The 22620-nt window shown below is 64.7% G+C and carries 16 protein-coding genes, 1 tRNA gene and 1 rRNA gene; 8 read left to right on the forward strand and 10 right to left on the reverse strand.

The genetic code is table 11. The annotated features are described in order from the left end of the window. Window positions 1-113 precede the first annotated feature (113 nt). From ACK28C_RS05045 to ychF, 4 genes are all read right to left on the reverse strand, one after another. Entirely contained in the window at window positions 114-2228 is a 2115-nt protein-coding gene (locus ACK28C_RS05045; RefSeq protein WP_409152550.1) for a thioredoxin domain-containing protein, read from the reverse strand. After that, window positions 2228-2887 (reverse strand): HAD family hydrolase, encoded by a 660-nt coding sequence (locus ACK28C_RS05050; RefSeq protein ID WP_409152551.1) that lies wholly within the window; start codon window positions 2885-2887, stop codon window positions 2228-2230. Before ACK28C_RS05050 ends, ACK28C_RS05045 begins: the two co-directional genes overlap by 1 nt. Window positions 2888-2923: 36 nt before the next feature. Next, complete coding sequence (locus ACK28C_RS05055; protein ID WP_409152552.1) at window positions 2924-5023, reverse strand: hypothetical protein; 2100 nt, start codon at window positions 5021-5023, stop codon at window positions 2924-2926. A gap of 107 nt (window positions 5024-5130) precedes the next feature. Next, complete coding sequence (ychF, locus tag ACK28C_RS05060) at window positions 5131-6228, reverse strand: redox-regulated ATPase YchF (RefSeq protein WP_208873451.1); 1098 nt, start codon at window positions 6226-6228, stop codon at window positions 5131-5133. Between the two features lie 422 nt (window positions 6229-6650). Between ychF and ACK28C_RS05065 the strand changes: the two genes are divergently transcribed. From ACK28C_RS05065 to pepT, 6 genes are all read left to right on the forward strand, one after another. Beyond that, complete coding sequence (locus ACK28C_RS05065; RefSeq protein ID WP_208873453.1) at window positions 6651-8249, forward strand: ABC transporter substrate-binding protein; 1599 nt, start codon at window positions 6651-6653, stop codon at window positions 8247-8249. Between the two features lie 226 nt (window positions 8250-8475). Continuing rightward, window positions 8476-9402 (forward strand): nickel ABC transporter permease, encoded by a 927-nt coding sequence (gene nikB, locus ACK28C_RS05070; protein WP_015556784.1) that lies wholly within the window; start codon window positions 8476-8478, stop codon window positions 9400-9402. 12 nt (window positions 9403-9414) lie between these two features. Next, entirely contained in the window at window positions 9415-10314 is a 900-nt protein-coding gene (nikC, locus tag ACK28C_RS05075; protein ID WP_409152553.1) for a nickel transporter permease, read from the forward strand. 18 nt (window positions 10315-10332) lie between these two features. Beyond that, window positions 10333-11349 carry an ABC transporter ATP-binding protein gene (locus ACK28C_RS05080; RefSeq protein ID WP_015556786.1) on the forward strand — a complete coding sequence of 339 codons (1017 nt, stop codon included), beginning with the start codon at window positions 10333-10335 and terminating at the stop codon, window positions 11347-11349. A 5-nt stretch (window positions 11350-11354) separates the two neighbouring features. Next, window positions 11355-12350: an ABC transporter ATP-binding protein gene (locus ACK28C_RS05085; RefSeq protein WP_015556787.1), complete on the forward strand. Its 996-nt coding sequence runs from the start codon at window positions 11355-11357 to the stop codon at window positions 12348-12350. A gap of 68 nt (window positions 12351-12418) precedes the next feature. Continuing rightward, window positions 12419-13651, forward strand: coding sequence for a peptidase T (gene pepT, locus ACK28C_RS05090; RefSeq protein ID WP_208873457.1), 1233 nt, complete (start codon window positions 12419-12421; stop codon window positions 13649-13651). 424 nt (window positions 13652-14075) lie between these two features. Here the strand turns inward: pepT and ACK28C_RS05095 are convergent, their stop codons facing one another. From ACK28C_RS05095 to ACK28C_RS05120, 6 genes are all read right to left on the reverse strand, one after another. Further along, window positions 14076-14822 (reverse strand): bifunctional 2-polyprenyl-6-hydroxyphenol methylase/3-demethylubiquinol 3-O-methyltransferase UbiG, encoded by a 747-nt coding sequence (locus tag ACK28C_RS05095; protein ID WP_015556788.1) that lies wholly within the window; start codon window positions 14820-14822, stop codon window positions 14076-14078. A 4-nt stretch (window positions 14823-14826) separates the two neighbouring features. Further along, window positions 14827-15756, reverse strand: coding sequence for a glycosyltransferase family 2 protein (locus tag ACK28C_RS05100; protein ID WP_015556789.1), 930 nt, complete (start codon window positions 15754-15756; stop codon window positions 14827-14829). 193 nt (window positions 15757-15949) lie between these two features. Beyond that, a tRNA-Leu gene (locus tag ACK28C_RS05105) sits at window positions 15950-16033 on the reverse strand. A gap of 101 nt (window positions 16034-16134) precedes the next feature. Next, entirely contained in the window at window positions 16135-17322 is a 1188-nt protein-coding gene (locus tag ACK28C_RS05110; RefSeq protein ID WP_015556790.1) for a hypothetical protein, read from the reverse strand. 207 nt (window positions 17323-17529) lie between these two features. Then, on the reverse strand, window positions 17530-18000 hold the full coding sequence (locus ACK28C_RS05115) for an OmpH family outer membrane protein (protein ID WP_015556791.1): 471 nt from the start codon (window positions 17998-18000) through the stop codon (window positions 17530-17532). Window positions 18001-18147: 147 nt separating this feature from the next. After that, window positions 18148-19509, reverse strand: coding sequence for a mannose-1-phosphate guanylyltransferase/mannose-6-phosphate isomerase (locus tag ACK28C_RS05120; protein WP_409152554.1), 1362 nt, complete (start codon window positions 19507-19509; stop codon window positions 18148-18150). Window positions 19510-19742: 233 nt separating this feature from the next. Here ACK28C_RS05120 and ACK28C_RS05125 point away from each other — a divergent pair, with 233 nt between their 5' ends. Both ACK28C_RS05125 and ACK28C_RS05130 read left to right on the forward strand, forming a co-directional pair. Beyond that, window positions 19743-20777, forward strand: a complete 1035-nt coding sequence (locus tag ACK28C_RS05125) for a low specificity L-threonine aldolase (protein WP_208873465.1) — start codon at window positions 19743-19745, stop codon at window positions 20775-20777. A gap of 236 nt (window positions 20778-21013) precedes the next feature. Beyond that, window positions 21014-22531 (forward strand): 16S ribosomal RNA (locus tag ACK28C_RS05130). Window positions 22532-22620: the final 89 nt, after the last annotated feature.

The raw sequence follows: 22620 nt of genomic DNA on the forward strand, positions 1-22620 counted from the left end.
CTTTATTCTTCAGTGGAGCATCGATCGACCCGCAAGGGCTGTTGAAGGCGAGCCGTCGGCGCTTCCTGACGCTTGAACGATCGACGGGGCTGCGCCCCCGATCAAATCAGCGTTTACCTGTCCCTCGACCTCGCGCTCCGGTGGGCGCGGGACAGCCTTCTCTCGTGGCGTGCGGCCCGCTCGTGACGCGTCGCGCGGTCGGGGCGCCGCCGGACCTCCTCCTCCGGCGCCGGCTCATCCCCTCCGTCCGGCGCGGCGGTGGCGGGTTCCTCCGGCTCCTCCGGAGGATTTTTCCGGACTTCCTCGTCCTTCGGCTTCACCGGCCTCCAGAGGGCCGACGCGGCGATGAGGGACAGGTGGGACACGGGGTCCTGCGCCGCGGCGTGGGCGAAACTCGCGACGATCTCCTTGGACAGGTCCGCGTACCGTCTCTCCTCAAGCGCCGCGCCGAGGCGCGAGAGGGCCAGGGCCGCCAGCGCGTTGGCGGAGGGCAGGTCGCCGTCCTCCGCCGTCTTGTAGCGCATGAAGATGTTCGCATCGCTTCTGGGGGTGAGAAAGAGCCCGCCCTCATCCCGGTCGAGACAGTTCTCGATCATGGCCTCCGCCAGAAGGGCGCCGTAGTCCAGCCAGTCCTGTGCCTGCTTCTCTCCGGCTCCGGCCTTGACGGCGGCGCGGTGGAGCTCCGTCACGCCCCACAGCAGCGCCGCGTAGTCGCCGGCCAAGGCGGGGATATCCGAGCTGCCGCGCCAGCGGCGAAGCCAGCCGACCTTCCTGTCCAGGAGCGTCTTCTGGAGGAAGAACGCCGTGCGCTCCGCCAGCTCCCGCCAATCGGGGCGCTCGAAGGCGGAGGAAGCGCGGGCCATCGCGCCGATCATGAGCCCGTTCCAGCCCATCAGGACCTTCGCGTCGCAGGCCGGGGCCGGCCGCCTTCGCCGCGCGTCGAGCAGGCGCGCGCGCGCGTCGGCCAGCTTCTGCGCCGCGTCCTGGGGTCGCAGGCCGAACCGACGGGCCAGCTCCGAGACGGTGGTGGCCTCGTACAGGATGTTGTAGCCGATCTTAGCGCCGGCCAGCTCATCCCCGAAGTTGCCCCCCGGCATGACGGCGTAGGCCGCGCAGAACAGGCCCGCCTCCCCGTCCGGAAGCAGGGCCCGAACCTCGTCGTCGCGCCACAGGTAGTAGCGCCCTTCGCCCTCGGCACTCTCCGAGTCGATGGAGGTGTAGAAGGCCGGGGAGGGGTCCGACAGGTCCCGGACGACGAAGCCGACGATGTCCTCCGCCATCGTCCTGTAGAAGGGGTCGGGCCTCTCCTCCTGAGCGAGGGACGCCGTCAGGAGGAGCGCAGCCTGGGTGGAAAGGAGTTTCTCGAAGTGGGGGGTGATCCAGCGTTCGTCCGTCGCGTAGCGGGCAAAGCCGCCTCCCAGGTGGTCGTGGATGCCGCCCCGCCACATGCGTCGCAGCGTCAGGTCCACCATGGCGAAGGCCTCGTCCCGCTCCTGCCGGGAGTTGAGGGCCGAGCCCGCCTGCTGGAGCAGGAAGAGGAGCTTCGGGACCTCCGGAAACTTCGGGGCCGTCCCGAAGCCGCCCCAGTTCGCGTCGAAGGAACGGCGCAGGGTGTTCAGGGCCTCGCGCGCTGCCGCGGCCCCCACGCGCCCCTTCCGGGGCAGCCTGCATCGAAGCTGAAGCAGGGCCGTCAGGTCCTCCGCCGCGCGCAGGACGTCCTCCCGCTGCATCAGCCAGAGCCACTTGACGCGGGGCAGGATGTCCGTTATGCCGGGCATCTGTCCCGTCGTGCGCTTGGGCAGCCACGTGGTGGCGAAGAAGGGGCGTCCGTCCGGCGTCAGAAACAAGTTGAGGGGCCAGCCCCCTGAGCCGTTCTGCAGCCGGCAGACCTCCATGAACAGCGCGTCCAGGTCCGGACGTTCCTCCCGGTCCACGCACACCGGGATGCAGGCGTCGTTCATCAGCTCGGCCGTCTCCGGGTCCGAGAAGCACTCGCGCTCCATGACGTGACACCAGTGGCAGGACGAGAAGCCGATGGACAGGAACAGGGGCTTGTCCTCGCGGCGGGCGGCCTCGAACGCCGCGGGGCCCCAGGGATACCAGCCGATGGGGTCCCGCGCGTGCTGCTGCAGGAAGGGGCTCCGCTCGTCCCCCAGGCGGTTCTTCGGCAGCCAGGCCTCCTCTGCGGGGTCCGCGCCCGGTCGGTTGCGCTCCTCCGGCCCGGACATCAGGACGCCTCGCCGTTCTCGGCCCTGACGAGGTCCGGCAGCTCCATCAGGGAGTCGATGACGCGCCACGCGCCGAGGGTTTCAAACTGCTCCCGCGTGAAGTTGCCGCGCGTGATGCCCACCCCCCGCACGCCCGCCGCGAGGGCGGAGCGAATGTCGAGGTCGGAGTCCCCGACGTAGAGCGTCTCCGACGCCGTGGCGCTGAAGTCCCCCATCAGTTCGAGCAGCATGTCCGGAGCGGGCTTGAAGGGTCGCCGCCCGCCGTCCGGCCTCCTGGCGCCGATGAGCCGCTTGAAGTAGCGCGCCGTCCCGGACTGCTCCATGGTGGGGCGCGGGTCCTCCCGGTTCGAGGCCACGGCCAAGTGAAGTCCCATCGCCTGCAGGGCCGTCATGGCCGGCGCCAGGTCGGGGAAGGGGCGGAGCAGGCTGCGCTCCAGGGAATGGGACTTCTCGACGTACATTCGGGTCCACTCGGGCCGGCACTCCCCCAGGAGCGCCGCGCAGAAGTCGGGAAGCGGCATGGCGATGCAGCGCATCACCTGCCCGTGGTCCACCCTGGGGCGTCCCACCGCGTCGGCCACGGCATTGAAGCCCGCCATGATGGCGTAGCTCGAGTCCACGATCGTCATGTCGTGGTCGAAAATCATCAGTTTGATCACGTTCTGCCTCCCAAATCTGCCGCCTCTGCCGGATGGCTAACGGTTCGAGGTCAGGTCGCGGGCCTCCTGCACCAGGCGCTTGATGGTCTCCTCGTCGATCAATCCGGAGTCGTTCAGCCTGTAGAGGATGCACCGATAGATCTTGTGGAGCTCCTGCTCGTGCAGGTTGAACTTCGGGCGGTCGTCCTGCCGGTCCTCGGACAACTTTTCTATGACGTCCCGCGCGGAGTTCGCGATGTGCGCCAACAGGAGGTCGCGGGTGTCTCCCTGGCCCGGGTCGAAGAGGGGCAGGGGCGACTGATTCTGAAGGATGCGCTGGGAAACGCTGTTGCGCAGGTCGCTGAAGTCCGTCGTGAGCTCCTGATCCGCGTAGAGGTTGATGTAGAGGTTTTGAAACTCGGACTCCACGTTGGGGTACAGCCGGGCCAGGCGCTCCTCGGCGGTGGGGGCGTCCGGCTCCTTCCATGAGGCCGATGGCCCTTCTTCCTCCTTCGCCTGAGGCTCCTCCTCCGCAGCATGCGGCACGTCGGCATCGGGCACCTCGGCCTGCCGCTCCGGAACGAAGGGCGTCGCGTCGGAGGCAATGGGCTCGCTGGAGTCGCTGTCCGCCTGAGGCGTGACGTGGTTTTGGGCAGCGTGGTCTGGATTGGCCGCGGGCTGCTGCGCAAAGGAGTTGAAGTCGAACACGGGGGTCCCCATCTTCGGGATCGCGTCCCCCTGGGCCGCTGCGGGCTGCTGTGCGCCCGCGTCGAACGCTGGGGTCTCCGCCTGGGGCACGGCATCGGTATCAGGCTGAGCGGGATCACTCTGCTCCGCCGCTGCGGGCTGCTGTGCGCCCGCGTCGAACGCTGGGGCCTCCGCCTGGGGCACGGCATCGGTATCGGGCTGAGCGGGATAACTCTGCTCAGCCGCGGGCTGCTGCGCAAAGGAGTTGAAGTCGAACACGGGAGTCCCCATCTTCGGGATCGCGTCCCCCTGAGCCGCTGCGGGCTGCTGTGCTCTGGCGTCGGACGCGGGGGCTTCTGCCTGGGGCTGGGCGGAATAGCCCTGCGCCGCTGCGGGCTGCTGTACGCCCACGTCGAACGCTGGGGCTTCCGCCTGGGGCACGACATCGGGCTGAGCAGGATAGCCCTGCGCCGCTGCGGGCTGCTGCGCCGCGCCGAACGCCGCCGCGGACTCCATCGGCTGGGAGACGAAGCCCTGGGCGCCGTAGCCCTGAGGCGCAGCGGGAGGCTGCTGCGCCGCGCCAAAGGCCGCCGCGGACCCCATCGGCTGGGACGTGAAGCCCTGGGCGCCGTAGCCCTGAGCCGCAACGGGGGGCTGCTGCGCCGCGCCGAAGGCCGCCGCAGGACCCATCGGCTGGGAGGCGAAGCCCTGGGCGCCGTAGCCCTGAGGCGCCGCTGCGGGCTGCTGCGCCGCGCCAAAGGCCGCAGCGGACCCCATCGGCTGGGAGGCGAAGCCCTGGGGGCCGTAGCCCTGAGGCGCAGCGGGAGGCTGCTGCGCCGCTCCAAAGGCCACCGCGGACCCCATCGGCTGGGAGGCGAAGCCCTGGGGGCCGTAGCCCTGAGGCGCAGCGGGAGGCTGCTGTGCCGCGCCAAAGGCCGCCGCGCCCATCGGCTGGGGGGCGAAGCCCTGGGCGCCGTAGCCCTGAGCCGCAGCGGGGGGCTGCTGCGCCGCGCCGAAGGCCGACGCCGCGCCCATCGGCTGGGGGGCGAAGCCCTGGGCGCCGTAGCCCTGCGCCGCAGCGGGGGACTGCTGTGCCGCACCGAACGCCACTGCGGACCCCATCGGCTGGGCGCCGTAGCCCTGAGATCCATAATCCAGCACGCGCCCGTGTACAACGCTCTTGAATTTCGGTGGGAGCGAGGTCGGCGTCGATGGCGCGGACGACCGGCTCATCCGCATTTCGGGGCCGACCCGGCGCGGGGGCCTGGCTCTCGTCAGCCGCAACGGGCCCTTCCTCAGCAGGCCAAAGAGCAAGATCACAGCCAGGATCAGGACGTAGATGAGCTGATCGTGAAAGGAGGCAAGCTGCGGGATGTACGCCTCGATCGTCAAGGTCAAGGGGTTTGTCAGGTCCAGGATCTTCTCGTGGATGGGTGCCAGCTTCTCAGCGATGCCGTTTAAAAATTCCATGGGAACTCCATCTCCTCAAACCGGGTTCTCCTGCGTATTCTCACATTATGTCCCGCCTTTTGCAAGGGGCGGGCCGCCGCTGGAGGTCGCACGACAACAAGTTGCCGCTAAACGTTGAATCGAATCTCGATCATGTCACCGTCCCGGACGGGGTACTCCTTCCCCTCGAGGCGGAGGACGCCCTTGTCCCGACAGGACGCCATGCTGTAGCCGTTGGCCGCGAAGTCGTCGAAGGAGACGACCTGAGCCCGGATGAAGCCGCGCGCCAGGTCGGAGTGGATGGCCCCCGCCGCGTCCAGGGCGGCGTCGCCGTTCCGGAGAGTCCAGGCACGCACCTCGTCCTCGCCGCTGGTGAAGAACGAGATGAGCCCCAGGAGGCGATAGGCCTCGTGGATCAGGCGATCGCGGCCCGGCTCCTCGACGGAGAGGTCCTTCATGAACTCCTTCTGCTCCTCCGGGGTCAGCTGCGCAAGCTCCATCTCGATGGAGCCGTACACGCGGATCGCCGTCAGGCCCTTCTCCGCCAGCGCGGACAGCAGGGGCACGGCTTCGGGGACGTCGCCCGTCTGGCCTTCGTCCAGGTTCAGGACCACGAGCTCAGGCTTCAGCGTCAGGAAGGCGAAGCCCGACAGGGTGCGCCGCTGTTCCTCCGTCAGGGGGAACTCACGCAGGGGACGCTCCTCCATCAGGTGGTCCTGAAGGGCGTGCAGAAGCTCCCCCTCCGCGTTCTCGGCGGGGGAGGCCTTGCGCTTCGCCGCCTTCTCGTCAAGGCGCGCGAGGCGGTTTCCGATGACGCCCAGATCGCGGTAGATGAGCTCCGTCTCCACGATCTTCCAGTCGCGCAGGGGGTCGATGGTCTCCTCCGGGTGGGGGACGGAGGGGTTGTCGAAGGCCCGCACGACGTGCAGCAGCGCCTCGGACTCCGCGACGAAGGAGAGAAAGGAGTTGCCCAGACCGGCGCCCTTGCTGGCGTCGCGGGACAGGCCCGCCAGGTCCACGAACTCGATGGCGGCGGGCGTCTCCTTTCGGGGCTTGAACACCTCGGTCAGCTTGTCGAAGCGCGCGTCCGGGACGCTGACCAGGGCTCGGTTCGGCTCGGTCCTGCCGCCCGCGTAGGGCTTGACCTCCGCTCCGGCGCGCGTGATGACGTTGAACACCGTGGATTTGCCCGAAAGAGGCAGGCCGACGATTCCGCATTTCAACAAAAATATCCCCTCCAAAAAAAGCACAAAGAAAAAAGCCGGTCAAAAAGCATTCAAAACCGTTTGACCGGGACCGCGCCCCGACGGCCCTTTGGAGGCCGTCTGCGACGCTTTGGCCCTGACTCTTATTTTACGACATGGCGGCGGGAAAGCCAACCTCTTTCAGGATGCGAACGCCGTTGAGGCGTTCTCTGTCCCCTGGTTGCCGGCGGTGCGCTGGGGGTGGTGAAAAATAATATATTCGGTTTGGCGGCCGGCCTTCCCTTCCCTGACGGCTCCGGCGTGCTAAAATAAAAAATCAAAAGCGTATCAAGGGCGCCGCCCTCGTCACTACAATAAAATCCAAAGGACGAATTTCGCGTTTTTAGTGCCCCGCCGCAGAGGGGACGTTGTGCCCGCGGGCGGAAGTCGGTGCGGCGGCGCGGATGGTAAAATATAAAAACAACCGGAGGGGCGTCCGCCCCCTGGGGGTTCCCCCCTGTCAGGAGGGGGATATCTTCCGTAAGGAGAGGATAGCATTGAAGAAGTTCGTCTCTGCAGTTCTGGCTTTTGCGCTGGCCCTGTCGCTCTGTGGCGCGGCCCTGGCGGCGAAGGATGAGCTGGTCGTCGCCGACCAGTACGACGCCACGACGCTGGACCCCATCAACCACAACGACTACCCAACCTCGCGCGCCTGCGCCCAGATCTACGACACGTTGGTCATCCTGAACGACGACGGCATGCCGCAACCCTGCCTGGCGGAGAAGTGGGAGTTTCTGACGGACAAGGACTACAAGATGACCCTGCGCAAGGGCGTCAAGTTCCACAACGGCGACGAGATGAAGGCCGAGGACGTCAAGTTCTCCCTCGAGCGCGCCAACACGCCCCGTGGGGCTCAGATCCACGAGTACTCCCAGGACCTCGATAACGTCGAGATCGTGGACGACTACACGGTGATCCTGCACCTCAAGACCGCCAACACGCCCTTTTTCGCCTCCCTGTCTCACAGCTGGGGCAGCATCGTCAACAAGAAGGTCGTTGAGGCCGCAGGCGACGACTACGGCATAGAGCCCGTGGGCACCGGCGCCTTCAAGTTCAAGGAGTGGGCCAAGGGCGACCACTACACCTTCGAGCGCTTCGACGACTACTGGGGGGAGAAGGCGAAGGTCAAGACGCTGACCGTGCGCGCTATCCCCGAACCGACGAACCGGACCATCGAGCTTGAGACGGGCGCCGTGGACATCTCCTACCCCATCAGCACGGTCGAGCTCTCCCGCGTCGAGGGGAATGACGAGCTGACCCTGCAGCGTATGCCCCTTTCCTCCACCACCTACATGGGCTTCAACACCACGAAGGCCCCCTTCAACGACGCCCGCTTCCGCCAGGCCGTCTTCGCCGCTCTCGACACGGTGGGCATCCAGAAGGCCGTGTTCCGCGGGGTTGGCAAGACCCCCCGCAGCCTGATCCCGTCCTCCACGAAGTACTCGATCAACGACGAGCTCCCGGTGCATGAGCGGGACGTCGAGAAGGCCAAGGCCCTCTTCAAGGAGGCGGGCATCGACCCCGCAACGCTCTCCTTCACCATCCTCACCAACGAGCGCAAGGAGCGCGTGGACATGGCGCAGATCATTCAGTCTCAGCTTGCCGAGCTTGGCATCAAGACGGACATCAAGCAGATGGAGTGGGGCTCCTACCTCGGCATCCTCCAGCAGAGGGCCCACGACGTGTTCCTGCTTGGCTGGGGCCTCTCCGTTCCCGATCCCAACTACGCCGTGGCGGGCCTTCTGGCTACCGGTGCCGGCACGAACTACACGGGCTTCAGCAACAAGGAGCTGGACGAGCTCCTCGCCAAGGGGCGCAGCCTTCAGGACGGCGACGAGCGCAAGCAGGTCTATAAGGACATGCAGCTCTTCATCAACGAGCAGTGCCCGATGGTCTACCTGCACAACGACGAGGCGGTTGTGGGCGTCCGCAAGGCCGTGAAGGGCTTCAAGATCAACCCCTTCGAGGTCCACCGGTTCGCTCCGGCCTACTTCGAGGATTAAGAGGGAAAGCGCCTGAAGGAGTCCCCGGCCGCTTTCGTTCGCGGCCGGAGGCCCGTTCCTGAGACAGGCCCCCTGGGGCTGAACTCCTGAGGTCAACGGACGGCGGGGAGGGGAACTTCTCTGCCGTCCGTTCTTTGACGCCCCGGCCCGGCCGGGGCAAAAATTTCACGTCTCCCTCTCTGCGCACTACCCCTGTAAACTCTAGGAAAGGAAGGATGATCCTTCGATGCTGCGATACATCATTCGCCGTGTCCTGTTCCTTATCCCTGTCCTCCTGGGGGTCGCGTTCTGCGTCTTCACCCTGCTCTACCTGACGCCGGGCGACCCCGCGCGCATGGTCCTTGGCGACATGGCGACGGACGAGGCCATCAAGGAATTCAGGGACAAGGAGGGGTTGAACGACCCCTACCTGGTGCAGTTCGGAAATTACGTCTGGAAGGCGATCAATGGGGATATCGGCCGCTCCTACAGCTCGAGGCGCCCCGTCATGAAGGAGCTCCTGACGGCCTTCCCCTACACCCTGAAGCTCTCCGCCTTCGCCATGATCATCGCCATCCTCATCGGCATCCCCTGCGGCATCATCTCGGCGATCAAACAGTACTCGTGGTTTGACACCATCACGATGATCTTCGCCATGGTGGGGCTCTCCATGCCGGTGTTCTGGCTGGGACTCCTGCTCATCCTGCTGTTCTCCGTCCACCTGCGCTGGCTGCCTTCGTCGGGCTTCTCCACCTTCAAGGCCATGATCCTGCCCTCCGTGGCGCTGGCCGCCCAGTCCATCTCCATGGTCACGCGCATGACGCGCTCCTCCATGCTGGAGGTCGTCCGGGCGGACTACATCCGGACGGCGCGGGCGAAGGGCCAGAAGGAGTCCATCGTCATTTGGGTGCACGCGTTGCGCAACGCGCTGATCCCTGTCGTGACGCTCTGCGGGCTTCAGTTCGGAAGCCTGCTGTCCGGCGCTATCCTGACGGAAACCGTCTTTGCCGTGCCGGGCGTGGGGCAGCTCATGATCCGCGCCATCATGGCGCGCGACTACCCCATGGTGCAGGGCGGCGTGCTGTTCGTGGCCATCGCCTTCAGCATCGTGAACCTGCTGGTGGACCTTCTGTATGCCTATATCGACCCGCGCATCAAGGCGGATCTCGTATAAGGGGGGCTTGAGATGAGCGATAAAAGCGAGACGAACGGCAGCGTCGTCCCCGAGCTGACGAAGCGCGTCCATCGCGGCCCCCTGGCGGAGGTCCTCTTTCGCCTGAGCAAGAGCCCCCTGGCCATGTTTGGGCTGGCCATCATCCTGCTCCTGGTCTTCTGCGCGATCTTCGCCGAAGTCATCTCCCCCTACAACCCCACGGCTCAGGACCTGTCACAGATGTTCAAGACGCCGAGCTCCGCGCACTGGCTGGGCACGGACGAGTTCGGCCGGGACATCCTGAGCCGCCTGATCTACGGCGCCCGCGTGTCCCTGCAGGTCGGATTCGTGGCCGTGGGCATCGCGCTGGTCCTGGGGGGCTTTTTGGGTGCCGTCTCCGGCTACTACGGCGGGAGGCTCGACAACGCCATCATGCGCGTCATGGACGTGCTGCTCTCCATCCCCCAGACGCTCCTGGCCATTGCCATCGTGGCGGCCCTGGGGCCGAGCCTGATGAACCTGATGATCGCCGTGGGCATCTCGGCGGTCCCCACCTACGCGCGCATCGTGCGCGGCTCCGTGCTCTCCATCCGCAACATGGAGTTCATCGAGGCCGCGCGGGCCGTGGGCAGCCCGGACCTGCGCATCATCCTGAAGCACATCATCCCCAACAGCATGGCCCCCATCATCGTGCAGTCCACCCTGGGCGTGGCGTCGGCCATCCTGAACGCCGCGGGGCTCTCCTTCATCGGCCTCGGCATCCAGCCGCCGAACCCGGAGTGGGGCGCGATGCTGTCCGGCGGGCGCCAGTACATCCGCGACTTCCCCCACATGACGCTCTACCCCGGCCTGGCGATCATGTTCACAATCCTTGCGCTGAACTTCCTTGGTGACGGCCTGCGCGATGCGCTTGACCCGAAGCTGAAGCGCTGACGGGGCGGAGGTGCGACTATGACAACGACGAACGAGAAGAACGAACGGGACCTCATGCTGGACGTCCGCGACCTCACCATCCACTACGAGACGGACAGCGGCGTGGTCCACGCGGTGGAGGGACTGAACCTGCAGCTGGGGCGCGGCGAGTCCCTCGGCTTCGTGGGCGAGACGGGCGCGGGCAAGACCACCACGGCGCTGGGCATCATGCGCCTGATCCCGAACCCGCCCGGAAGGATCAAGAGCGGCGAGATCCTGTTCGAGGGCGAGAACCTGCTGAGCAAGAGCGAGGCCGAGATGCGCCACATCCGCGGCGCGAAGATCGCCATGATCTTCCAGGACCCCATGACGAGCCTCAACCCCGTGATGACGGTGGACAAGCAGATCGCGGAGATGATCCGGCTGCACCGCCGGGTGAGCGAGGCTGAGGCCCTGTCCCAGGCCGGAGACATGCTGGAGCTGGTGGGGATCCGCCGGGAGCGCATGCACGACTACCCGCACCAGTTTTCGGGGGGCATGAAGCAGCGCGTGGTCATCGCCATCGCGCTGGCCTGCGACCCGACGCTCCTGATCGCGGACGAGCCGACGACGGCGCTGGACGTGACGATTCAGGCCCAGGTGCTGGAGCTGATGAAGCAGCTGAAGCAGAAGTTCGCCGCCTCCATGATCCTCATCACCCACGACCTCGGCATCGTGGCGGACATCTGCGACAAGGTGGCCATCATGTACGCGGGCCGGGTGGTGGAGTACGCGGACAAGCGCGCGCTCTACGCGACCCCGCTGCACCCCTACACCATCGGGCTCTTCAACTCCGTGCCGGACATCGACGAGGACATCGACGAGCTGCCCGTCATCCCCGGCCTGATGCCGGACCCCATGGCCCTGCCCACGGGCTGCACGTTCCACCCCCGCTGCTCCATGGCGGAGGAGAGCTGTTCCGCAGTCCGGCCGCAGATGCAGGAGCTGGAGCCGGGGCACTTCGTGGCCTGCCCCGTGCGGGCCCGCATGATGGGCTGCCAGGCGGCAGGGAGGTGAGAGCGATGACGGACAACAACAAGCCTTACATCAAGGTGGAACACCTGAAGAAGTACTTCAGCACCAAGCGGGGGATGCTGCACGCGGTGGACGACGTGAGCTTCGAGATCCAGCGCGGCGAGACCCTGGGGCTGGTGGGGGAGTCCGGCTGCGGCAAGTCCACGCTGGGCCGCTGCCTCATCCGCCTTTTGGACAGCACCTCCGGCAGCGTCATGCTTCAGAACCCGGAGGACGGGAGCTGCATCGACGTGACGAAGGTGGACGCGGCCACGATGAAGGACCTGCGCAAGCGCGTGCAGATCGTCTTTCAGGACCCCTACTCCTGCCTGAACCCGCGCCTCTCCGTCTGGGAGCTCATCGCGGAGCCGCTGATGGTGAACCGCGTCTACAGCGACAAGGCCGCCATGCGCAAGCGCATCCGCGAGCTGATGAGCACGGTGGGGCTGGCGGAGAGGCTGGAGAACAGCTACCCCCACGAGCTGGACGGCGGCCGCCGTCAACGGATCGGCATCGCCCGCTCCCTGGCCCTGAACCCGGAGTTCATCGTGCTGGACGAGCCGGTGTCGGCCCTGGACGTCTGCATTCAGGCCCAGGTGCTGAACCTGCTGAACGAGCTGCAGAAGGAGTTCAACTACACCTACGTCTTCATCTCGCACAACCTGAGCGTGGTGAAGCACGTGTCGGACCGCATCGCCGTGATGTACCTGGGACAGATCGCGGAGCTTTCGGAGTACCGCGAGCTCTTCAAGAACCCGATGCACCCCTACACGCAGGCGCTGCTCTCCGCGATCCCCCTGGCGAAGCTGGACGTGAACCGCGAGCGCATCATCCTGGAGGGGGACGTGCCCAGCCCCATCGAGCCGCCGGACTCCTGCCGCTTCATGGGGCGCTGCCGCTACCGCCAGGACGTGTGCGCCAAGGGGACCCCGCCCCTGACGGAGTACGCGCCGGGGCACTTCGTGGCCTGCCATTTCGCCGGGAAACTGGCCGAGGGCCGTTGAACGTTCCCGATGGACCGAAAGCGGGCCGCAGCGACGCGGCCCGCCGCCTGTATGAGGAGGTTTCTCTCTTGTATTCTACGCTTGAACACTTTTTGAAGTACGTGACCTACGACACGCAGTCGAAGGAGGACTCCGGGGTCGTGCCCAGCACGCCGGGGCAGATGGTCCTGGCAAAGGAGATGGAGCGGGAGCTGCGGGAGCGGGGGCTGAAGGACGTGACCCTGACGCCGAACGCCTACGTGACCGTCACGCTGCCGGGCAACGCGAAGGGGAAGGTGCCGGCCATCGGGTTCATCGCCCACATGGACACGGCGACGGAGGCGTCCGGAAAGGACGTCAAGGCCCGCGTCGTGAAGGGCTACGACGGCGGCGATGTCGTGCTGAACGAGGCCCTGAAGGTGGTCCTGTCGCCGCGGGACTTCCCCTTCATGAAGGACTACGTGGGGCAGGACCTGGTGGTGACGGATGGGACGACGCTCCTGGGGGCGGACAACAAGGCCGGCATGGCGGAGATCATGGGGGCCGTCGATTGGCTCCTGGAGCACCCGGAGTTCGAGCACGGGGACGTGAAGGTGGCCTTCACGCCGGACGAGGAAGTGGGGGAGCTGGCGAAGGGGCTGGACATCGAGAAGTTCGGCGCGGACTTCGCCTACACCCTGGACGGCGGCCCCATCGGCGAGCTGTGCTACGAGAACTTCAACGCGGCGGGAGCCGTGGTGACGATCGAGGGCCGGGCGGTGCACCCCGGCACGGCAAAGGGGCTGATGCTGAACGCCATCATGATGGGGCACGAGCTCCTCTCCCTCTTCCCCGCCAGCGAGACGCCGGCGACGACGTCGGGGTACGAGGGCTTCTTCCACTGCACAAGCTTTGAGGGCACGACGGAGAAGGCCGTCCTGCGCTTCATCATCCGGGACCACGACGCGAAGAAGTTCGAGGAGCGCAAGCGCTTCGTGGAGAGGGCCGTGAGCTGGCTGCGGGACAAGTACGGCGCGGAGAGGGTTCGGCTCGACCTGCACGACCAGTACCGCAACATGGCGGACAAACTCGCGACGCGCATGGAGGTCGTGGACCTGGCCCTCGACGCGATGAAGGAGCTGGACGTCAAGACCTTCATCATCCCCATGCGCGGCGGCACGGACGGCGCGGCGCTCTCCTGGCGCGGGCTTTTGACGCCGAACCTCTTCACCGGCGGCCACAACTACCACGGCCGCTTCGAGTTCATCCCCGTCCAGGTGATGGAGAAGGCCACGGCGATGGTGCTGAAGATCCTGGAGCTCAGCGTGAGGCGCGCGGGCTGACGCGCTTTCGGCGGACGTACTCAGGCCCTGCCCCGGCAGGGCCGTTTTTTGTGCCGCGGCGTCGACTCGTTGACGATTTGCGTTTAGCGCGGCGATGCGGGGCCGTCTAATACCAATTTGCGTCTAAAGGGCAAGAAAGGCCCCCCTGCAAGGGGGGCTGCCCCGAAGGGGAGGGGTGTTTTTCATAAGACGCGAGACGCGCCTGTCTGACATTCTCCGCCAACGCCTCCACAAGGCAATCCATTGCCTTGCTTCGGCACAGCCGACCGACCGCCGCAATCCTCCCGAAAGATCGGCTTGCGTGAGGCCGGTCGTCGTGTCGTCTGGCTGAACCCCTCCGCCGCCCTTGGCGACACCTCCCCTTTCAGGGGAGGCAATCCATATTAAACGCGAATTGGTATGAGGTCCTGCCGCAGGGAAAGGGTTAGGGTTTTCGCCCCTCACACAACAGGACCACGGAACCCCCGAAAGGAAGGGAGATATTGGGTATCCAGAACGATTCTGCCGAGAAGATGGTGTATAGCAATTCATTGAGTTTAAACGGAGGAACGCTCGTCTCGAGCTGGACGGTTCTTGCCCCGCCCATAAGACGTCCTGCAATGCGCGACACCGCCATGAAAGGGAACAATAAGGAGTTGATGTAGCCTGTGTATGAAACCGTATAACCCTGTTGCACGCAGAGGGCCCGAAGTTTGGGGCGCGTGTATCGGCGGTAGTGCCCCAGATCCCTGTCGTGGGGGCCGAACATCCATTGATAAGCGGGGACCGTCAGCAACAGCTTCCCATCAGGTCGTATGAGCTTTTTGAGGACGGACAGCGCTTCTCCGTCGTGCTCGATATGTTCTAGGACGTCAAAGAGGCAGACGAGGTCAAATTGCCTTCCCCGTACAGCCTCCAAACCATCGGGAAGCCAACCTTTTGCGATGGAAACGCCTGGAAGGGGAGGGATTACCTTGCGTGCGTAATCGTCAAGCTCGAGCCCCACGACGTTTCCAAAACGGGCAAGCATGGGCAAGTTACTTCCCGTCCCGCAACCTATCTCAAGAATATCGCAGGGCTCTCCGGTAAAAACCCTTTTCTCGATAATCTTGTTCAATATCCTCCTCTTGCCCTTAAACCACCAATGTGTGTCCTGAGTTTCCAGCATCTTTTCAAAGGCCCTGTGCTGCATCCCCTTATCCTCCTTTTCTGCAATAGACCTCGCGCACCACGTAGACGGGCCTTTTCTTGCTCTCCATGTAGGCCCTGCCGAGGTACTCGCCCAGGATACCGATGCCCAGCAGCTGAAGACCTCCGAAGAAGAGGATCAGACAGAGCAGCGAGGCGTAACCCGGCACCTCGATTCCCCAGATCAGGGTCCGCAGGACGATGTAGAGGCCGTAAGCAAAGGCGCCGAACGCCGTGAGGCTTCCGAGGTAGAACCACACGGTCAGGGGGAAGGTGCTGAAGGAGGTGATGCCCTCGACGGCAAGCTTCCAAAGCCGCCAGCCGTTGAACTTCGTCTTACCGGCAGCGCGGGGCTTCCGGACGTAATCGACGATGCAGGTCTTGAACCCGACCCAGGCAAAGAGCCCCTTCATGAAGCGGTGCGTCTCCCGGAGGCCCCCCAGGGCGTCCACCACCCTGCGGTCCATCAGCCGGAAGTCCCCCACGTTTTCGGGCAGCTCCGGTTGGGATATCCTGTTGTGAACCTTGTAGAACATTCGGGCGGTCACCCGCTTCAGCCATGAATCCGAGGAACGGTTGGAACGATGAGCCAGGACGACCTCGTACCCCTCGCGCCACTTTTCAAGCATGACGCCGATCAGCTCCGGCGGGTCCTGAAGGTCGGCGTCGATCGGCACCACCGCGTCGCCCGTAGAGTGATCCAGCGCCGCCGTCAGGGCGGCTTCCTTGCCGAAGTTTCGGGAGAGGTCAACCACCTTGACGCGCTCATCCGCCTCCGCCTGTTCCCTGAGGAGGTCGAGCGTCCCGTCGCGGCTGCCGTCGTTGACGCAGACGATCTCGAAGTCCTGCCCGATTCCTTCCATGACGGAGGTAATCCGTTCAAAGAACAGGGGAAGGACCGCCTCCTCGTTATAGCAGGGACAGAGGAGCGAGATCATTGCTTCCTCGTCCCTGCCGGGGGAAGCGAGGCGTACAGTTTTTTGGGTTTTCCGATAGTTTGCGGGGTATTCAGAACCTTAATAAAAAAGCGTTCTCCCTTGACCTTGTGCGTTTCCATCGTCGCGACACCCCTCAGTCCCTGCCCAGGCAGGGGCGCAGGGCTCTTTTAGTTGCCGGCTCATGACCATGAACTGGTGCGGAGGAGGGGACTTGAACCCCTACGCCCGAAGGCGCCAGATCCTAAGTCTGGTGCGTCTGCCGTTTCGCCACCTCCGCTACGGAACCTCCGTTGTCCCCCCTGGCGGGGGATAACGACACTGCCGCCCTGTCTGAAGCGGCAGGCCGGCTCAGAGTATTGTAGCACACGGACGACCGGTTCAGTAGGACGGCACGTAGGGCAGGGCGTCCGTCATCAGGGTGTCCTTCAGGATGAAGCGGCGGTCGCGTACCTCCGCGATGTAGACCTGGCGGCTGACGGGACGGTGCAGCGACGGGGTGACGTCGAGGGTCTGGGCGCCGAAGGGGATGCCGCGAACCCGGCCCAGCGCGGTGAGCAGCGCGTCCCGGTCCAGCCGGTCCACGGGCTGGGGCAGGGCCCTGATCCCCCTCGTCAGCCACTCCGCCAGCGCGTTGGCGCGGCCTGCGGGCACCAGGTCCTTGACCTGCATGGCGCGCGTGTCCCACAGCTGCCGCTTCAGGGTGCTGAAGCCGCCCCGCTCGGACAGGAACAGGTTCTGGTCCGCGAAGAGCATCCCCTTGCAGGAGAGGTAGAGCGGCTCCGGCGCGGCGCAGTTCCAGAGCTGCCATGGGGTCTCGGTGCGCATGAACCCCCGCCACATCTCCCGCGCTCCCATGCCTCCGATGAAGGCGATCAGCACGCCGTTGGAGACGCTCCGAATCTCCTGCGCCACCATGGAGAAGCTGTCGCTCACCGAGGCGTCCATCCAGAAGGGCATGGGCATGAAGCCCGCCAGGTCCAGAAGGGAATAGGCGATCTTCGCCTCGCGCTCCTGATCGACGGTAAACCGGCTGGCCGCCAGGGCCACGTGGGCTTTGCGGTGGAGCGTCTGCGCGGCGAAGTTGGCGAAGGCGGCGCAGCGGTAGTCCCGGAACATGTCGAGCGCGAAGACGTTCGGCAGGGGCCGGCCGTCCTTGTCGATGAGGAGCTCCTCGCCTCCCGCCAGGAGGAGCGGCACCTTCTGGCCCCCCAGGCGCTGGATCAGCCCGCGGTCCACCTCCGGGACGGCAAAGCTCATCACCGCCGCGGTCCGCTCGTCGAGGGGCAGCCGCACGTCCGAGGCCTCGCCCGCCTCGGCCACGGGGACGAAGTGGACGTCGTGTCCGCCGATGCCCCTGCCGCTGTCCGCGATGTTGGCCTCATGCCACGCCAGCACCGTCAGGATCGACCTTCCCGCCTCGGTCTCCCAGCCGCCCTGAGGCGGAACCACGAAGACGGTCCACATCCAGTTCGGGGACTCCGCCGCAGGTGCCCTCTCCGGAGCGACGGCGCCGAACAGCGCGAGCCATAGCGTCGCCATGAGGATCAAGGCCTTTTTGTCCCGCATCTTCAGCAGCTCTCCCTTCAAAAATTATGAAAAGTCATAAAGAGAAGCGCGTTGGAGCGAAGCGCGTGCTGCTCTCTCTGCGCCGTTTTTATTATAGTGTAAGACCGCCGTTTGAGCGAGTTCCCCGGCCGTCGGGGCGATTTGGCAATAAAAAAGCGGCGGGCCCTGAGGTTCAGGGCCCGCCGCTTTGTGCGTGAGGAGGTGTCCTTATTTCTTTGTGGCGGCAACCTTCGCCAGTTGCTGAATGACGTCCTGCGTGATGTCCGTGCCGCCGATGAGGACGATGGACTTGTTGAGGACGAGGGTCAGGTTCTGCTTTGCGGCAACGTCCCGTGCGGCCTGCTGGCACTCGCGATAGATGGGGTCCATGAGCGCCTGCTGCTCCTTGACGAGCTCCATGCGCTTCTGCTGGATGATCTGGGCCTTTTTGGCCTGATCGCTCTCCTTGTCCGCAGCCGCCTTGGCCTCGTTCTCCTTCTGGCGCGAGAGGTTGGCCGCCTGCTGCCTCGCGTTCGCCATGCCGGGGTGCTTGTTGACGACCTCGTCGATGTCGATGACGCCCACGCCCTCGACGGGCACGGTGGCAGCGGGCTTCTGAGCCGCGAAGGACACGGACCCGACGGCCAGCACGAAGAGGAGCATCGCCGCGCACAGGAACGAAGACTTTTTCAAGATCATAGAAAAATCCCTCCTAAAATCTAGAGAACACAGGCCTCCGCGAACGGACGTCCCGTTTGAGATGACGGGGCCATTCTAGCATCCGGCCTGCGGAAGGGCAAACGTCAGGATTACGCATATTCGGCTCGCGCTTCGGGCGCTCCCGCCTCACGCATCGTCGGGTCCAAGGTATTCGCCGTCCTGCACGACGATGAGTTCAAGGTCGATGCAGCCGCAGTTCTCGAGGCCGTGGGGGACGTTTCTGGGGATGAAGAGCTCCATGCCCTCGCAGAGAAAGCTCTCCGTACCATCGAGGGTAGCCCTGGCCGTCCCGCGGAGGACGATCCAACGCTCGGTGCTGTGGCGGTGGGTTTGGAGGGGGACGGACCTGCCGGGCATCACGACGCTGCGCTTGACCCGGTGCCGCTCGTCCTCGTGCAGCACGCGGTAGTTCCCCCAGGGGCGGCTGCTCTCCGAGATCTGGCTGACCTCGCGCCGTCCGCGGCCCTTCAGCTCCTTCACGACGGCGCGCACCTCCTGGGAGGCCCCCCGTCGAGTGACGAAGAGCGCGTCCGGCGAGTCCACCACCACCAGGTCCTCCACGCCGTTCAGCACCGTCAGCCGGCTGCGGGAGTCCACGAGGCAGTTTCGCGCGCCCCGCAGCGTCACGTCCCCCACGACGGCGTTGTCCTGATCGTCGCGCTCCAGCACGTCGTGCAGGGCGTCCCAGGACCCCACGTCGGACCACCCCGCGTCCAGGGGCGTCACCGCCACGCGCCCCGCCCGCTCCATGACGGCGCAGTCAAAGGAGATGGAGGGCAGGTGGGGGAACGCCTCGCGCAGAAACGCGGTCCCCCGGCCAGCCTGGGCTGCCAGGTCCGGCGCCGTGCGGCCCATCTCATGGGCCAGGGTCCCCAGGGCGAACGCGAACACGCCGCTGTTCCAGAGGTAGTCCCCGCTCTTGACGTAGGTCTCCGCCGTGGGCAGGTCGGGCTTCTCCACGAAGGCCTCCGCCTCGAACCAGGCGCCGTGGGCCGCCCCCTTCCGGATGTAGCCGAACCCCGTCTCCGGGTGGCTGGGGACGACCCCCAGCGTCGCCATGAACCCCTCCCGTGCCGCCTGCACCGCCAGCTCGAGGGCGCGGGAGAAGGCGGCGGGCTCCTGCACGATGTGGTCGCTGGGCGCGACGATCACCACGTCCTCATCCCCGGCCCCCGCCTCCCGCAGCGCTTCGATCCCCAGGAGGACGGCCGGCGCCGTTCCGCGGGCCATGGGCTCCTGCACGATGAAGTCCGGCGTCAGGGGGACGACCTCGCGCGCCTGGTGCGCCACCAGGGCCTCCCACTGAGCGCCCGTCACGGCGCGCATCCGATTGATGGGGACGACGTTCAGCATCCGCCTCAGGGTGTCCTGCAGGAGCGTTCCGGGGCCGCAGAGGGCCAGAAACTGCTTCGGCAGGTCCTCGCGGGAGCGCGGCCAGAGGCGCGTGCCGCTCCCCCCCGTGAGGATGATTCCGTATGATTGGGACATTGTCTTCACCTGTCCTCGCCTTTCGTTGTCGTGCGGCGCCCTTCTCTTCCAAAAGGGTCCAAAGGGGCGGTCCACAGGAAACAGGATAGAGAAAAGGCGGAAAAAAGTAAAGCCGCGGCCGCCCGTTTTTCGATCTTTTCGGAAAACTCCCCGCCGGTCGCCCCTTGCGCGCCGCTTCAGAGGCCGCTATAAATATAATAAAGTAGATCATCGTTTCGAGGGGGCGGTTTCGAGTGTTTCGATTCGAGTGCGATTATCAGGAGGGATGCCATCCGCGCATCCTGGCGCGAATGACGGAGACGAACCTGGAGCAGACCTCGGGCTATGGCGCGGACCCTCATTGCCAGCGCGCAATGGCGCTGATTCAGAAGGCTGTGGGCGTCCCGGACGCGGAGGTCCATTTCCTCGTGGGCGGGACCCAGACGAACACGACGGTCATCAAGGCGCTCCTCAGACCGTGTCAGGGGGTCCTCTGCGTCGAGAGCGGGCACATCAACGTCCACGAGGCGGGCGCCATCGAGAGCACGGGGCACAAGGTGCTTTCGCTCCAGGGCAAGTGTGGCCTCCTGGACGCGGGGACCGTCCGGCAGTACCTGAAGGACTTCTACGACGACGAGACGCGTGAGCACAGGGTTCAGCCCGGCATGGTGTACGTCTCCCACCCGTCGGAGTACGGCACGCTCTACACCAGGGAGCAGCTCGAGGAATTGCGCGCGGTGTGTACGGACTACGGCCTGCCGCTCTTCCTGGACGGCGCCCGTCTGGGCTACGGCGTGACGGCCCAGGGGACGGACGTCACGATTCAGGACGTCGCACGCCTGTGCGACGTCTTCTACATCGGCGGGACGAAGGTGGGGGCGCTCTTCGGCGAGGCGGTGGTGCGGTCGCGTCCGGGCCGCCTGAAGGACTTCCGCACGCTCGTCAAGCAGCAGGGCGGCATGTTGGCCAAGGGCAGGCTCCTGGGCATCCAGTTCGAGACGCTCTTTGAGGACGGCCTCTACTTCGAGATCGCCCGGCACGCCAACGAGCAGGCCATGCGCATCCGTGCCGCCTTTTTGGAGAGGGGCTTCCCCCTGTTCATCGACTCCCCAACGAACCAGCAGTTCCCCATCCTGACGGAGCGTCAGATCGAGCGTTTGAAGGGGGAGTTCTCCTTCGAGCGGTGGCAGCGGATGGACGAGGACAGAAGTGCGGTGCGCTTCTGCACCAGCTGGGCCACGACGCCGGAGAGCGTGGATGCGTTGACGGCGAGGGTCAGGAGCCTTTAGGCGGATGCGCGAAGGGTTTTTAAGGGAAAACGCAAAATTCACAATAGGGGGCTTTACAAGAGGGATTTTTTGGTGTAATATATCCGAGCTCTGAGTGAGCGATCCGGTTTTGAAATGGGTTTTGCACCTTGACAACGGAATTACGGGTGAGATATTGAGGTGAAGCGAGGGCTGAGGGGTGACCTGAGGCTTTTGCTGAGCTTTTTGAAGTACGAGTCGGTCGATTCGCAGTAGTTTCTACTGAGAGTTTGATCCTGGCTCAGGATGAACGCTGGCGGCGTGCGTAACACATGCAAGTTGGACGACGGTGTCATGAAGTGGTAACACGGAATGGCATACGGAGTAGCGGACGGGTGAGTACAACATGAGAAGCTGTCCTTCAGTGGGGGACAACGTCTGGAAGCGGACGCTAATACCCCATAGGCCGAGAGGTTAAAGCAGAGATGCGCTGGAGGAGGTGCTCGTGCCCTATCAGCTAGTTGGTGAGGTAACGGCTCACCAAGGCGACGACGGGTAGCCGGCCTGAGAGGGTGAACGGCCACACTGGAACTGAGATACGGTCCAGACTCCTACGGGAGGCAGCAGTGGGGAATATTGGGCAATGGGAGGAATCCTGACCCAGCGACGCCGCGTGAACGATGAAGGCCTTAGGGTTGTAAAGTTCTTTTATGTGGGAAGAAGGAAGTGACGGTACCACATGAATAAGCCCCGGCTAACTACGTGCCAGCAGCCGCGGTAATACGTAGGGGGCGAGCGTTGTCCGGAATTACTGGGCGTAAAGGGCACGCAGGCTGTGATTCAAGTCAGCTGTAAAAGGATGCGGCTTAACCGTGTTTAGCAGTTGAAACTGGATGACTGGAGTGCTGGAGAGGCAAGTGGAATTCCCAGTGTAGCGGTGAAATGCGTAGATATTGGGAAGAACATCGGTGGCGAAGGCGACTTGCTGGCCAGTAACTGACGCTGAGGTGCGAAAGCCAGGGTAGCAAACGGGATTAGATACCCCGGTAGTCCTGGCTGTAAACGATGAATGCTAGGTGTGCGAGCAGAGATGTTGGTGTGCCGCAGTTAACGCGATAAGCATTCCGCCTGGGGAGTACGGTCGCAAGATTGAAACTCAAAGGAATTGACGGGGGCCCGCACAAGCGGTGGAGCACGTGGTTTAATTCGATGCAAACCGAAGAACCTTACCTGGGTTTGACATGTATGTGGTAGGAGTCTGAAAGGGCGACGACGTACTTTCGGGTACGAGCATACACAGGTGCTGCATGGCTGTCGTCAGCTCGTGTCGTGAGATGTTGGGTTAAGTCCCGCAACGAGCGCAACCCCTGCGGCCAGTTGCCAGCGGTTAGGCCGGGCACTCTGGCAGGACTGCCATCGACAAGATGGAGGAAGGTGGGGATGACGTCAAGTCATCATGGCCCATATGTCCAGGGCGACACACGTGCTACAATGGGCGGTACAGAGGGAAGCGACACTGCGAGGTGAAGCGGATCCCATAAAGCCGCTCTCAGTTCGGATTGAAGTCTGCAATTCGACTTCATGAAGTTGGAATCGCTAGTAATCGCAGATCAGCCAAGCTGCGGTGAATCCGTTCCCGGGCCTTGTACACACCGCCCGTCACACCACCCGAGCCGGGTGTACCCGAAGCCGGTGGCCTAACCGAAAGGGAGGAGCCGTCGAAGGTGTGTCTGGTGAGGGGGGTGAAGTCGTAACAAGGTAGCCGTACGGGAACGTGCGGCTGGATCACCTCCTTTCTAAGGAGACCAGGTGAGTTGGACAAGTCCAGCTGACACGAGTCTTAATGGTTTTAAACCGAGGAGTGCTTTTAAAGGGTTTGGCGCTG

It is taken from the genome of Fretibacterium fastidiosum (assembly GCF_964642095.1).
Lineage (GTDB): Bacteria > Synergistota > Synergistia > Synergistales > Aminobacteriaceae > Fretibacterium > Fretibacterium fastidiosum.